Source organism: Streptomyces sp. NRRL F-5755, assembly GCF_001279365.1.
In the GTDB taxonomy this organism is placed as follows: domain Bacteria; phylum Actinomycetota; class Actinomycetes; order Streptomycetales; family Streptomycetaceae; genus Streptomyces; species Streptomyces rimosus.
This window is the reverse complement of record NZ_LGCW01000184.1, coordinates 14,720-28,553: the sequence shown is the minus strand read 5'-3', so window position 1 is coordinate 28,553 and position 13,834 is coordinate 14,720. Positions and strand designations below refer to the sequence as shown.

Annotated in this window: 12 protein-coding genes; 6 read left to right on the top strand and 6 right to left on the bottom strand. The window is 75.3% G+C overall.

Translation table 11 applies throughout. The features are described 5' to 3' along the window. Positions 1-175: 175 nt before the first annotated feature. Positions 176-931, top strand: a complete 756-nt coding sequence (locus ADK86_RS16910) for a polysaccharide deacetylase family protein (protein WP_053697318.1) — start codon at positions 176-178, stop codon at positions 929-931. Positions 932-995: 64 nt separating this feature from the next. Here ADK86_RS16910 and ADK86_RS16905 read toward each other — a convergent pair whose 3' ends face one another. The 3 genes from ADK86_RS16905 to ADK86_RS16895 all read right to left on the bottom strand — a co-directional run bounded on the left by ADK86_RS16905 (position 996) and on the right by ADK86_RS16895 (position 3,639). Next, the gene (locus ADK86_RS16905) at positions 996-1,409 is read right to left on the bottom strand and encodes an SsgA family sporulation/cell division regulator (RefSeq protein WP_053697317.1); all 414 of its coding nucleotides are present in this window, start codon (positions 1,407-1,409) and stop codon (positions 996-998) included. 95 nt (positions 1,410-1,504) lie between these two features. After that, entirely contained in the window at positions 1,505-3,124 is a 1,620-nt protein-coding gene (locus ADK86_RS16900; protein WP_053697316.1) for a PH domain-containing protein, read from the bottom strand. Continuing rightward, a complete protein-coding gene (locus tag ADK86_RS16895) occupies positions 3,121-3,639 on the bottom strand; it encodes a PH domain-containing protein (protein WP_053697315.1) in 519 nt (172 codons plus the stop codon). Before ADK86_RS16895 ends, ADK86_RS16900 begins: the two co-directional genes overlap by 4 nt. A 91-nt stretch (positions 3,640-3,730) precedes the next feature. Here ADK86_RS16895 and ADK86_RS16890 point away from each other — a divergent pair, with 91 nt between their 5' ends. Both ADK86_RS16890 and ADK86_RS16885 read left to right on the top strand, forming a co-directional pair. Further along, entirely contained in the window at positions 3,731-4,342 is a 612-nt protein-coding gene (locus tag ADK86_RS16890) for a TetR/AcrR family transcriptional regulator (RefSeq protein WP_053697314.1), read from the top strand. Between the two features lie 78 nt (positions 4,343-4,420). Next, on the top strand, positions 4,421-7,903 hold the full coding sequence (locus tag ADK86_RS16885; RefSeq protein ID WP_053697313.1) for a hypothetical protein: 3,483 nt from the start codon (positions 4,421-4,423) through the stop codon (positions 7,901-7,903). 29 nt (positions 7,904-7,932) lie between these two features. Here ADK86_RS16885 and ADK86_RS16880 read toward each other — a convergent pair whose 3' ends face one another. Beyond that, positions 7,933-8,901, bottom strand: a complete 969-nt coding sequence (locus tag ADK86_RS16880; RefSeq protein WP_053697312.1) for an aldo/keto reductase — start codon at positions 8,899-8,901, stop codon at positions 7,933-7,935. Positions 8,902-9,078: 177 nt separating this feature from the next. On the opposite strand from ADK86_RS16880, the gene ADK86_RS16875 reads away from it, so the two are divergent. Continuing rightward, a complete protein-coding gene (locus ADK86_RS16875; protein WP_053697311.1) occupies positions 9,079-9,963 on the top strand; it encodes an isocitrate lyase/PEP mutase family protein in 885 nt (294 codons plus the stop codon). Positions 9,964-10,007: 44 nt separating this feature from the next. Here ADK86_RS16875 and ADK86_RS16870 read toward each other — a convergent pair whose 3' ends face one another. Then, positions 10,008-10,421, bottom strand: a complete 414-nt coding sequence (locus tag ADK86_RS16870; RefSeq protein WP_030593409.1) for an SsgA family sporulation/cell division regulator — start codon at positions 10,419-10,421, stop codon at positions 10,008-10,010. 233 nt (positions 10,422-10,654) lie between these two features. Here ADK86_RS16870 and ADK86_RS45195 point away from each other — a divergent pair, with 233 nt between their 5' ends. After that, on the top strand, positions 10,655-12,151 hold the full coding sequence (locus ADK86_RS45195; RefSeq protein ID WP_053697310.1) for a sigma factor: 1,497 nt from the start codon (positions 10,655-10,657) through the stop codon (positions 12,149-12,151). Positions 12,152-12,173: 22 nt separating this feature from the next. Here ADK86_RS45195 and ADK86_RS16860 read toward each other — a convergent pair whose 3' ends face one another. Next, positions 12,174-12,488 (bottom strand): GNAT family N-acetyltransferase, encoded by a 315-nt coding sequence (locus ADK86_RS16860; protein ID WP_053697309.1) that lies wholly within the window; start codon positions 12,486-12,488, stop codon positions 12,174-12,176. Between the two features lie 218 nt (positions 12,489-12,706). Between ADK86_RS16860 and ADK86_RS16855 the strand changes: the two genes are divergently transcribed. Next, a complete protein-coding gene (locus tag ADK86_RS16855; protein ID WP_234345897.1) occupies positions 12,707-13,831 on the top strand; it encodes an oxidoreductase in 1,125 nt (374 codons plus the stop codon). Positions 13,832-13,834: the final 3 nt, after the last annotated feature.

Below are 13,834 nucleotides of genomic sequence, written 5' to 3'. Positions count from 1 at the left end.
TAAGTTTCATGATGGATCGGTAACAGGCGGATCCTGCCCTTACTTCTTCGCATCTGTCGTGATGCAAGGCAGTAAGCGCGCGAGCGCACCGCAGGGGGAATCGTACGGCGCCGACGGTGGCGCCCGTACGCATGTCCGCGGTGGCCCGCGCACGGCAGTAGGGACGGGATACACCATGGCACGGCACGTCAGGCGGAGCGGGATCATCGGGGGAGCCGCGGTGGCGGCGGCGTCGCTGGGTGTGGCGGGCTATCTGACCTTCGGGCAGTCCGGCGCCACCTCCGAGGCGCATGCCGAGCCCACCGAGCAGGCGCGGGCGGCGGCCCCGGTCGACTCCAGCATCGTGCACGCCTCCGACCGGCCCGGAAAGAGCCTGAACATCACCATCGACGACGGCCCCGACCCGGTCTGGACCCCGAAGGTGCTGTCCGTGCTGAAGCAGCACGGCGTCAAGGCCACCTTCTGCATGATCGGCCCGTCGGCGAAGGCGCATCCGGACCTCGTGAAGCAGGTGGCGGCGGCCGGGCACAAGCTGTGCGACCACACCATGAGCCACAACACCGGCATGGACCACCGGCCGGAGAGCTACCAGTCGCAGCAGATAGTCCCGGCGCAGCAGATGATCGAGCAGGCGGCGGGCGGCCCGAAGGTGGAGTACTACCGGGCGCCGGGCGGCGCGTTCACCCCGTACAGCAGGAAGGTGGCCGCGGAGCGGGGCATGCGGCCGCTGGGCTGGAACGTGGACAGCAAGGACTTCGAGCGGCCGGGCACCGACGCGATCGTGCGCACGGTGAAGCGGGAGCTGCGCAACGGCCCGACCGTCCTCTTCCACGACGGCGGCGGCGACCGCAGCCAGACGGTCGGGGCGCTCAAGCGGCTGCTGCCGTGGATGAAGCAGCAGGGGTACGGATTCGGGTTCCCGCAGCGCTGAAGCGGACGGCGAAGCGGTGCCGGGGCCCCCGGGAAGCCGGGGCCCGGCACCGCTTTCACGGCTTTCACGCGTCGCCGAGCAGTTCCGCCAGGCCGCTGTCGACGTCCATGTGCTGCTGCTCGTGGCCCGCGGGCACGGACCGGTACGTACGGTCCAGGAAGCGGCGCAGATCGTCGGTGCGGACCTGGACCATCGCGACGCCGTCCTCGACGTGGAACTCCAGCACCGTGCGCTCCTGACCCAGCGGCCGCACCCGCACGTCACCGGTGCCGGCCGGGGTCCGCAGCCCCTCGGCGAGCAGTTCGCGCGCGAAGGCCCAGTCGACCGCGGCGCCGTCCAGGGAGATCTCCGGCGGGAAGGAGATCCGCACCGCGAGCGGATCGGCCCGGTGGTAGTGGAGGACCGCGGGCACCGTGTGCGAGCCGGGGGCGGTCGCGATGAGACGTACCTGGACGGCTTGGTCGATGACACTGGGCACCGCGGCTGCTCCCTTACGGCTGTCGGAACGGGACAAGGCTTACGCCTAGTAGGACGGTGTGCCCGCCCGCGCCGTGCACGTGACAGGGGTGTGATTTATGTCATGTCCAGGTCGTCAGGGTTCCGGTGCAACGTGTGGGTTGACACGGGTTTGCGATGCCGTCCCGGGCCGGAATTCCCGTGGCCGTACGCCGGGACGTGGTCGCCGTGGTCGCCGCGGTCGAGGAATTCCTCCAGAATGCCGGGCCCCGCGGCCACCGCCAGAGCCGGCGCGTCGTCCGCCGCGAGATCCCGGACGTGGTAACCGTCCTCGCCCGCGGCGACCGCCGCGGTGAGGGTGACCAGACCGGTCCGCCTGCTGAACGGGGTGGTGGAGAACGTCCAGGCCGCGATGGCCTCGCGCTGGAGCGCGACGGTGTCCCGGCTGAACGTGCCGGAACGCGCGACGAGGTAGCGCCCCTGGATGCCGTGCCCCAGATTGCGGTACGCGTCCCGGGCCAGCCACAGCACCACCGGCACCGACACCAGCGCGAACGCCCAGGCGCAGTGCAGCAGTACGGGCGTCAGCAGCAGGCCCAGGAACGCCAGGATCAGGGTGCCCGGGAGTGTGACGAGCAGCAGCCCGCGCGTACGGCGCCGTCGCAGCGCCGCCTTCGGATGGGCGCGCAGCCCGGCGTCGGGGAATGCGGCGCGCAGCGTCCCGGAGGCCGTGCGCACCGCCTCGGTGCGCGGCGCGGGCGGCAGGATGACGCTGCGCTTGCGGTTCTCCTCCTTGTTGCCCAGCCCGCCCGCGACCGCGCGGACGGTGGCGCCGCCGCCCGCCCGCAGCAGCAGCGGCTCGCGCAGGACCGCACCGCGCAGCCGGGCCCGCTCGATGGTCACCGACCGCGTGGTGAACAGGCCGCGGCGTACCCGCAGCGTGTGCGCGTCGGTCCATTCGAGGCGGAAGTTCCACCAGCCCTCGACGTAGAGGGCGAGGGCGCCGAGCGTGCCGAGGACGAGGACGGCCAGCAGCGCGAGCGGAATCGTGACCCAGAGCGCTCTGGCGCCGAACTCGTCGAACGCGCTGCGGACGATGCCCAGTTTCCACGGCTCGATACCGGCGCCGTCCAGGACGCGGTAGACACCGCCGGCAGCGGCGAAGACGCCGCCGATCACCCAGAAGGTGAGCGGCGCGTAGCGCAGCCAGCGCCAGTTGATGCGGGAGACGACCGGGTCCTCTGCCGCCGCGGCGGCGTCGGCGCGGGCCATCAGCGTGGCCCGCAGCCGCTCCGCGTCGGCCGTCGTCAGCGCTTCCAGGGACAGTTCGGCGCCGCCGCCCGAGGAGCCCGCCGTACCGGCCCGCAGGACGGTGACGCCGAACAGGCGGTGCAGCGGCGAGGCGGTCAGATCGACCGTACGGATGCGGTGCAGCGGTACGGAACGCAGCCGCCGGGTCAGCACCCCGCTGCGCACCTCGAAGGAGTCGTGGGTGACGCGGTAGTCGGTACGGGCCCAGCGGATCAGGCCGATCACGGTGAGGACCGCGAAGCTGCCCGCGATGGCGGTCAGGGTGATCCAGGCGCCGGGCGTGATCCGGCCGCCGGTGGCCAGTGCGGTCAGCGCCCAGGAGCCGAGCGGCGCGGCCAGCCAGCCGCAGTGCACCAGGAGGGTGCGGCGGTCCAGCCGGTGCCACCGGGCCGGTGCGCCGGGCGCATGCGGTGCCGTGGCGGTCACGCGGCATCACCCGGCACGGCCTGCGCGGCCTCGCCGATGCGGCGCGACAGCTCCTCGGCGTCCGCGTCGGACAGCCCGGCTATCTTCACGTCGCCGGCGGTGGAGGCGGTGGTGACGGTGACCGTCGCCAGCCCGAAGCGCTGCTGGAGCGGGCCGCGCACGGTGTCCACGGTCTGCACCCGCGACAGCGGCGCGATCCGCCGCTTCTGCCAGAACCAGCCGTTCGCCGCGTAGACCGCCCGGCCGCCCAGCTCCCAGGCGTGCACCGCGTACCGCCGGCGCGGCATGACCAGCTGGTAGCCGATCGCGGGCAGCACCAGGACGACGAGCAGGAGCGGTCCGAGCCAGGGCAGGGCGCCCGGGAAGAACAGTACCGAGCAGACGGCCAGGGCGAGCGCGGTGAGCAGTGCGGGACCGCTGACCGTCAGCAGCGCCTGGACGGTCCACCAGCGGCGGGCGCGCGGATCGACCCGGTTGCGGGGCGGCCGCAGCAGGGGCGTGGCGGGTGCGGACATGGTGGGCTCCCCGTTCTTGGCAAGTCATGTGTATTGGGTAGCGGTACGTTATAACGGTACGAGCGACTTGTAAAAAAGAAGGCGAGGCCAGGTGCCGAAGAAGGTGGACCACGAGGCGCGGCGGCGGGAGATCTCCGAGGCGCTGTGGCGGATCGCGAGCACCCGGGGACTGGAGGGCGCGAGCCTGCGGGACGTGGCCGCCGAGGCCGGCATGTCCCTGGGCCGGCTCCAGCACTACTTCCGCACCAAGGACGAGATGCTGCTCTTCGCGCTGCGCTACATCGAGAGCCTCGCCCAGCAGCGCATCCGCGAGAGCATCGAGGCCCTGGGCAGGGAACCGACGCCCTACGACATCGTGCGCGCCTGCCTCGTGGGGATGCTGCCCCTGGACGAGCAGAGCCGTACCGGCTTCCTGGTCGGCGTGGCCCACTTCCACCGGGCCGTGCACGATCCGTCGCTGCGCACCGGCGCCCAGGAGGGCATCCCCGCACTGCGCGACCTCTTCGCCGACCAGCTGCGGAAGGCGATGAAGCAGGGGGAGGTGCGGGCGGAGCGGGACGCCGACGACGAGGCGATGGTGCTGATCTGCCTGGCCGACGGGCTCTCGACGTACATCCTGCTGGACGTGCACACTCCCGAAAAGGCCGTCCGGCTCCTGGACATGCACCTGTCCCAGCTCTTCGACGGGGCGGGCGCGCGCTGACACGACGGCGCGCGGCCGGTCGGGCGCCCACGGGAAAACGGTTACCGCAGGTGGGGACGGCCAGGGAGGATGCTGCCCATGGCCTCGGACCCGCACGACCAGGCGGCGGACGCCGGACACCCGGCCGCCGCCCACGCCGACACCCTGCTCGCCGCCCTCGAACCGCTCCCGTACCCCCGGCGCATGGCCGAACTGGCGGCCCGCGCCCGGGAAGCGGCCGGGCGCGGCACACTCGCCGGGCTCCTCGCCGAATGGGACACGCGCGGTCCGTACGAACGCCGGCTGGCGGCCTTCGCCGCCCGGGTGGCCGGTGACGACGCCTACCTCGCCGCCCGCCTCACCGACCCCGACGCCATGGTCCGCGCGCACGCGCTCCGCGCCGTACGCACCGGAGCGCTGCCGGACGCGGCCGTCGAGGCGGCGTACGCGGACGCCCCCGCCGACGTGCGGCGGCGGCTGACCCGGGCGGTCGTCGCCGGGGGCCGCCCCGCCCTCGCGGAGCGGCTGATCGGGCGGCTGCGTGAGCGGTGGGGCGACGCCGAGGCCGCCGGGCTGCTCCCCGGCTGCGGCCCCGAGGCGGTCGCGCGGCTGCTGCCCGAGCTGTTCCACGCCGCCGCGGCGTCCTCGCGTGCCCTGGCCAAGCGGCATCCGGCGGCCGTACTGGCCGAGGCGGAGCGGCAGTTGACGCCGATGTCGCAGGCGTCGCGCGCCGTCTGGTGGCAGCGGTACGCGGCCTGCGTCACGGTGGCCGCCGACCGCGAACCGCACCGCGTGCTCGATCTCCTGGAACGGCTGTGCCGCGGCCCGCTCGCCGGCCCCCTGCTGCTGCGACTGGACGTACTGGTCGCCGCCGACCCCGGCCGTACGCTCCGCCTGCTCCTCGAACCCGGGCGCGACGCCGCGCGGACGGTACGGTTCGGGCGCTCCGCGCTGCGCCGTATCGTACGGGCCGATCCACCCGAACTCGTCGAGCTGGGGCGGGCGTTGCGCGGCGACGACATGGCGCTGGCCGGGCTGCTGCGGGCGCTGCCGCCCGCCCGGCGCGGCGCGTTCCACGACGCGGTGACGGCCGGCCTGGGCACCGGCCGCGTCCTGCCGTACGCGCCCGTCCTCGACGCGCTGCCCCGGGCGCGCCGCGAAGCGGAAGCCCGCCGGGCGGCGGCGCTGCTGCGCGAGGACGGCGCCCACTGGTCCGCCGTCCTGGAGGCCGTCGCGTACCTGCCCGTCGCGGAGGCCCGCGCGGACCTGCTCGCCGCCGTCCGCCGCCCCGCCGCCGAGGACCGGGCCACCGCCTACCCGCTGCTGATCGGCAACGCGGCCCGGTCCGGCGACCCGGACGAGATCACCGCCCTGCTCGCCGACGGGCTCACCCGGCTGCGCAATGAGCAGGATCCGGTGCGCCGGACCGCGCTCGACGCGCTCGCCGAGGTCCGCCCGGCGCTGTTCACCGACGCCGCCGCGGACGCCCTGGAACGCCTCGCCACGGATGCCGACGAGGCCCGCGACGCCTCGGCCGCCACCCGCGACGCGCTGAGCCGCCTCGCCGTTTCGCTGCTGCGCGAGCACGCGGCGTCCGGACAGCGGGAGCTGACCGGCTGGGCGCTGCGCACCCTCACCCGCCTCGCCGGGAGCACCGGCACCACCCTTGGCCGCCTCGACCGCACCCTCCGTCACGGCCAGGAACACCAGGTCTTCGCGGCCCTCCGCCCCTGGCTGGAGGCGCGGGCCGAACGCGCCGACTTCGGGCCGGCGTTCGCGCTCACGTATGCGCTCGGCCGCCGCGCCCACGGTGTGCCCGGCCTTCAGGACCTGCTGCGCCGCGCCGTCCGCACGGGCGGGGACGGGGCAGTCCGCACGGCCGTCGGCCTGTGGCTGGAGCCGCCTGCCCCACGCGACGCACGGCTCGCCGAAATCCTGGAACTGGACGCCTCGGCAGCCGTGCTGCTGCCCGTACTCGACCTCATCACGCGCCGCCGCACGGACCTGCTGCACCTGGTCCTCGGCACCCCTCCGTACGGCCGGTTCCTGACCCCCGCCACCCACTGGACACCGCCGGTGGCCGGCCGCGCCCACCGCTGGACGGCCCGCCAACAGGGCGCCGCCGCACGGCTGTTGGAGCGCGCCGTCGCCGATACACGGCTGCGCCCGTACGAACGCGCCGCCGCGATCGCCGACGCCGCCCGCCTCCCCGGCCGCGGCACCGCCCTCGTACGCCGCTGCGTCACGCACCCGGACGTGCCACTGGCGGAAGCGGCCCTCGCCGCCCTGGCGCGGACCGACCGGCCGGACGAAGCCCTGCCGGAACTCCTCACGCACGCGGGCGGCGACCGGGCCCGGGTCGCGGTGTGCGCGGCGGGCACCGCGGCGCGGTACACGGCCCCTTCCCGCCTGGCGACGGCGCTCCGTGCCATGCTCGTCCCCGGCGAGACCGCGCCCGGCCGGAATGCCGCCGGGCCGCAGCCCAAGGTGACGAGCAAGAAGGAGGCCGCCCGGCTGGCCGCGGCCCGGCTGCCCGTGCCGGACGCCGCCGAACTGCTGGTACGGGCCTACCACCAGCCGGAACAGCACCGCGACGTGCGCGCCGCCTGTGCGACGGCCGCGACCGGACTGCTCGCCGACGAGGGCGCCTGGGGCCTGCTGTCGGAAGCGGCGCGCGGCCCGCGCGGGGACCGCCAGGCGGTGCTGCGCGTACGGCCGCTGGACCTGCCGGAGCAGCATCGCGCCCGCTACGCCGGGCTGGTCCGCGCCGTGTGCGAGACGGACGACGCCGAGCTGGCGGGGGAGGCGTACCGGGCCCTGGGCGCCTGGTCCCGCTGGGCGCCGGACGCGGCGGGCCTGCTGGTGCTGGTCCTCACCGACCTGGACAACCGCGCCACCTGGCAGGAAGCCGCCGACGCGCTCCTCGTGCTCGCCGCGGAAGGCCCGCTGCCGGGCCACGGCCCCGGCGGCCCCGTACCGCACGGGTCCGCCACGGCGGAAGACCCGCTGGCCCGCGCCGCACGGCTGCTGGCCGCCGCCGATGCCCGGCCCGGCACACCCGACGCGGAATCCCGCCGCGACCGCCCCGCGCGGCAGCGGCTCGGATACCTCACCGGCCGGCTGGACGCATGCCGCCTTCGGGAGCCCGCGCTACGGACCAGTGCCCTGGCGGTCGGCCAACTCCTCGCCGGTTGCCCGGACTTCGTCCCGTACGCCGTCCGCGTTCTGTCCTGCGCCCTGGACCTCGACGCCGGCGCCGAGCAGATGACCGCCCAACTCACCCGCCTCGCCCGGCTCCACACGGACCGGCCCGCACTCGCCCGGCGCACCGCCGACACCCTCCTCCGCCGCCTCAAGGGCGAGCACGCCCCGGACCGCACCACGGCGGCCGAGACCGCCGCCCGTGCCCTGACCGAGGACGGCGGACACGCGGCGGGCCTGTTCGCCGTCGCCCTCACCGCCTTCGGCGGCACCCGCACCGAATGGGCAGCCCCCTGGCGCGCCCGCCTGCGGCTGCTGCGCCGCCATCCGGTGCCCGACGTGCGCGACGCGGCGCTGGAGCTGACCGCGGTGTGGGAGTGACCGGGGCTCCCGGCGGATGACGCCGGGGCTCAGTAGCGGGTGCCCGCGGCCGCCGGGAGCGCGTCGAGTTCGGCCAGCGCCTCGGGCGGCAGGACCAGATCCGCCGCGCCCGCGTTGTCCACCAGGTACTTGGGCGTCTTGGTGCCGGGGATCGGCACGACGAACCGGCCCTGGGCGAGTACCCAGGCCAGCGCCACCTGCGCGGGGGAGGCGCCGTACTGCCCGGCGATGGCGCGGACCTTGGCCACCAGGTCCAGGTTGGCCTTCAGCGCCTCCTGCTGGAAGCGCGGCAGCCGGCGCCGGAAGTCGTCCTCCGCCAGCTCCTCGAACGAGGTGATGCTGCCGGTCAGGAAGCCGCGGCCGAGCGGCGAGAACGGCAGGAAGGCGATGCCCTGCTCCTCGCAGTACGGCAGGACCCCGTCGAGCACGTCCCGGGTCCACAGCGACAGTTCGGACTGCACGGAGGCGACCGGGTGCATCGCCTGGGCCCGCCGTATCTCCTCGACGGTCGGCTCCGACAGGCCGATGTGCCGCGCCTTGCCCGCCTGCGCCGCCTCGGCCAGCGCGCCCCAGCTCTCCTCGACCGGCACCTCCGGGTCCACCCGGTGCAGCTGGTAGAGGTCCACGTGGTCGGTGCCCAGGCGGCGCAGGCTCGCGTCGATGGAGCGGCGGATGTGCTCGGGCCGGCCGTTGCGCACCAGCCCGCTGGTGTTCTCCGGCGTGACCTCCCCGGTCTCCAGCCCCACCTTCGTCGCCAGCACCACCCGCTCCCGGTACCCGCCCGCCAGCGCCCGGCCCACCAGCTCCTCGTTGGTGTACGGGCCGTAGACATCGGCTGTGTCGATCAGCGTCACACCGAGATCGATCGCCTGCCGGATCACCTCGACCGAGGTGGCGTCGTCCCGGCCGTCCGGGTCGTAGGCATGGGTCATGCCCATGCAGCCGAGTCCGATGACGCCGACCTCGGGGCCGGTGCTGCCGAGCGTGGTGGTGCGCATGGTGATGCTCCTGGGGAAGAGTGCCGTGATCGGGAACGGGACCAACTCTTCATGTTGGAGAGCACTCGAAGTCAAGCGGCGACGGAGCGGTACGGAAATCACCCGGTACGAACGCCCGGGTACGTATATGTCGGAAACTCGCCGGTACCGCGCCCCGGCTGCTGCTGGACTGATGGCATGACACACACGGCAAGCCCGTACGAACCCACCGCGAACCCCGCTCTCCTGGACAAGGCCCGTGCCTTCCGCGCCCTGCACGACAGCGCCCGGCAGCATGGCGCGCCCCTGGTGCTCCCGAACGCCTGGGACACCGCGAGCGCCCGCCTCATCGAGGACGCGGGCGCCCCGGCCGTCGCCACCACCAGCGCGGGCGCCGCCTGGGGCCTGGGCGCCGCGGACGGCGACCGGCTCGGCCGGGACCGGGCGCTGGAGCTGATCGCCCGGATCGCCGCCGCCGTCCAGGTCCCGGTCACCGCGGACATCGAGGGCGGGTACGGGGACGGGCCCGAGGAGGTCGCCGAGACGGTCCGCGGGGTGCTCGCGGCGGGCGCCGTCGGCGTCAACATCGAGGACGCCACCCATGGCGGGGCGGCGCCGCTGCGGCCCGCTCCCGAGCAGGCGGCCCGGCTCGCCGCCGCCCGCCGGGCGGCCGACGCGGCGGGCGTGCCGCTGTTCCTCAACGCCCGGATCGACACGTACCTGACGGCGGCCGGTCCCGACGAGGAGGCACGGCTGAAGGACACACTGGAGCGGGCGTCCGTCTATGTGGAGGCCGGAGCCGACGGGATCTTCGTCCCGGGAGCCGTGCGCCCCGGGACCGTACGGGCGCTGGCCGAGGGGGTCGTGGCCCCGCTGAACGTCATGGCGGGCCCCGGCGCACCGTCCGTCGCCGAACTGGGCGCGCTGGGCGTCGCACGGGTCAGCGTCGGCGCGGGCATCGCCCAGGCCGCGCACGCCCTGGTACGCGGAGCCGCCCGGGAGATCCTGACCGCCGGCACGTACGCGACGCTGGCCGGCGGACTCGAATACGGGGAGCTGAACAGCCTCTTCGGGCGCGGCTGAAGGGGAGGCGGGGGAGGCAGGACCGCCGCGCCCGGAGGCGGGTCCTACGCCTCGCGGAGCAGGGCGGCGAGGTCGCCCTCGACGTCCAGGTAACGGCCCTCGCGGCCGAGGGGCACCACGCCGTACGACCGCATCAGGAACCCGCGCAGGTCGCGGGCCTGGAACTGGACCATGGCCAGGCCGTCGGCGGTGTGGAACTCCAGCATCGTGTACTCCGGGCCGCACGGCCAGATGTGCACATCGCCCCGGCCGGACGGCTCCCGCAGGCCCGCCGCCAGCAGGTCGCGGGCGAACGTCCACACCACCTCGATCCCGTCCAGCGACGCCACCGGCGGGAAGACGACCCGCACGGCGAACGGGTCGCCGCTGTCGTAGCGCAGCCGGGCGGGAACCCGGCGCGACCGGGGCACGGTCGCGATGAGACGGGCGTGGACGGCTTGGTCGATGACATGGGGCATCGCCGGCTCCTCGATGCTGGTGCGGACAGGTCCTTGCCTCTCTATGACCGGTAGGACGCCCCGGAGATGACGCGAGGTGACCGGACGGCCGCGTGAGGTCCGTCACGAACGCCTGGCGGAGCGGATATTCGGTCCTTACGCTCACGAAACCCATGCGAGGCTGCCGGAACCGGAACGTCCCCGTCCGAGCTTGCGGCCCGGGACGGTGGTGACACGTCAGGGGTTGTTGGTACATGTCCGAGACATCCGCGGTGTCCGAGGCGTCGGCAGCGGACGACTACGCCCGGCTCTACGAGCGCGAGCACCCGCGCCTGGTCGGGTACGCGCGGTCGCTGACGACCAGCGCCTGGCTCGCGGAGGACCTGGTCGCCGAGGCGCACTTCCGGGTCTGGCGCCGCATCCGGTCCGGACACCACATCGACAACGTGCCCGCCTACCTGCGCACCACCGTCCGGCACCTCGCCGCGACCGTCGGCGCGGCGGCCGCCCGGGAGATACCGCAGGACCCCGAGGACGGCGGGCACGCGTGGCCGGTGACCGGACCGGCGGCCGAGTCCGCCGACCCGGCGCAGCGCATCGCCTACGTCGACCTTCTCGCCCGCGTCATGGAGCAGCTGCCCCGGCGCTGGGTGACGGCGCTGTGGCTGGCGGAGGCCGAGGACCAGCCGCTGGAGGCGGTCGGCGAGGCCATCGGAGCGGGCAGGGGCGCCACGGCCGTGCTGCTGCACCGGGCCAGGGAGGGGCTGCGGCAGGCATTCCTCGGCACGGTGCCCGGCACACCGGACGACCCGGCCTGCGAACGGTACTGGGAGCGGCTGCCCGCGTACGTACGGGGCGAGACCACCGCCAAGCAGACCGACGCGGTCGCCGGTCACCTCACCGACTGCGCCGACTGCCGGACCCGCCGGGCGCTGCTGACCCGGGCCAACGACCGGCTGCCCGCGCTCACCGGCCCCGCGCTGCTGGTGCTGCTGGCGGGCGGCTCGGCGAAGTTCCTGGTGCCGCTGGCGGCGGCCGGGGCAGGGACCGCCACGGCCGGTGGCGGGCACGCGGCGGGCAGCGGTGCGCTCACCTCCGTACGTACGGCCGTACGGCATCTGCTGCGCGGCCAGTTCGGTCAGGCCGGGCCGGCCGGCGCCGCCGTGGCGGGGGTCGGCGTGGCGGTGATCGCCGGGGTGGCGGTGGCCGCGGGCGCCGTGCTGACCAGTGGCGACGCGGGGGCTCCGGCCGAACGGGCGGCAGCGGCGACGTCGCGGCCCGGTGGTGGCGGCGACGCGCAGCCGGGCGCCGGGCCCGGCCGGGCCGCGCCCGGGGCGGACCGGTCGGCGACTTCCGTACCGACGGCCCTCGGCCCCACGCCGCCCACGGGCGCCGATCCCGAACCGGCCGAGCGCGGTACGGCGAGCGCGCCGACGGTGCCGCCGGCCGCTCCGGAAGATCCCGCACCGACCGCGACCGGGCGGCCGGGACCGGCCCCGGGGCCGACCGGCTCGGCCACGAGCGCCGGGCCGAGCCCACGGCCGACGCCGAGCCCTCGGCCGACGGAGTCCGCGCCGACCGTCGAGCCCACCGGGCCCACGCCGGAACCCACCACCGGCCCCACGGGCCGGCCGACGCCCACTCCCACGCCGACCCCGACGCCCACCCCGACCCCCGACCCGTCCCCGCCCGGGCACTGCCACTGGGCCTGGTGGGGCTGGATTCCGGTCTGGGTCTGCCGCGCCGCCTGATCCGCGGGCCCGACCGCCGGACTCAGTCCGTGACCTTGCTGCGGTTCTCGTACGCCAGGTCCCGGTACTCGGGATGCCGCTCCATCCAGCCCGCGACGAACGGGCACACGGCCAGCACCCGCAGCCCGTCCGCCCGCGCCGTGTCCAGCGCGTGCCGGGTCAGCGCCGAACCGACGCCGTTGCCCTCGTACACCGGGTCCACCTCGGTGTGGACGAGGGCGAGCAGCCCCTCGGCGCGCAGATAGGCGGCCACGCCCGCCAGTTCGCCGCCGAGCCGGGCCTCGAAGCGGTGGGCGGCGCGGTCGTCGGTCACCGTCACCGGGGCCGGCGCGTTCACGGGCGCACTTCCTGCCGGTCCATCGCGACCTCCTCGTACGTCGCTTCCGGGCGTTCCGCACCCCCTGTGCAGCACAGTAGGAGGGCCGGGCGGAGCACGCGAGGCGAGAGTTCGGGCAGCCGTTGCCCGGTGTCCCTGGACGGGGGGTCCGGGCTGGGCTAGCTTCCAGCCCCATGAGGGTCATGGGGAAGCCGGGACAGTCAGGACAGCCGGGACGGATGAGACGGAAGCACATGCTGTGGGCGGCGGCCTGCGCGGTGGCGCTCGGTGCCGCGAGCACCGCTCCCGTGTCCGCACAGCCGCAGCGCACCGCGGCACGGGCGGCAGCCGCCGCGCAGGACGCCGCTCGACCGGCCGCGGTCGCCGCGCTGCGCGGCGGCTGGGACCTGAAGGACAGCGGCAGCGACGCCCGCTTCCGGGGCCTGGCCGCCGTCAGCCGCCACACCGCCTGGGTCGCCGGCACCGGCGGCACCGTGCTGCGCACCCGCGACGGCGGCGACCACTGGCGCGACGTGTCCCCGCCGGGCGCGGGCAAGCTGGAGTTCCGCGACATCGAGGCGTTCGACGCGCGGCACGCCGTGGTCCTGGCGGCCGGCGAGGGCGAGGCGTCCCGGGTCTTCCGTACCGACGACGGCGGCGCCACCTGGACCGAGAGCTTCCGCAACACCGATCCGCGGGCCTTCTACGACTGCATGACGTTCTTCGACAGCAGCCACGGCATCGCGCTCGCCGACCCCGTCGACGGGACGTACCGCATCCTGTCCACCGTCGACGGCGGCCGCAATTGGCGGGTGCTGCCCACCCGCGGCATGCCCCCGGCCCAGCCGGGCGAGGCGTCGTTCGCGGCCAGCGGGCAGTGCCTGGTCAGCTCGGGTGACCACGACGCGTGGTTCGCCACCGGCGGCGCGGCCCGCAGCCGGGTGCTGTACTCGCCCGACCGCGGGCGCAGCTGGACCGTGTCACAGACGCCGGTCCCGGCGGGCGACCCGGCGCGCGGGATCTTCGGGCTGGCCTTCCGCGACCGTACGCACGGCCTCGCGGTCGGCGGCGACTACCGGACCGGCAAGCCCTCGCCCAAGGCCGCCGCGGTGAGCGCGGACGGCGGCGCGTCCTGGCAGGCATCCGTCCGGCCCCCGAAGCGCTACCGGTCCGGCGTGGCCTGGTTCCCCCGCTCCACGCGGGCCGCCCTCGCCGTCGGGCCGACGGGCAGCGACGTGACGTTCGACGGCGGGCGCCGCTGGTACGCCATCGACGACGGCTCGTACGACACCGTCGACTGCGCGCCGGATTCCGGCTGCTGGGCGGCGGGGGAGGACGGGCGCATCGCCCGGCTGGAGCCGTGACCC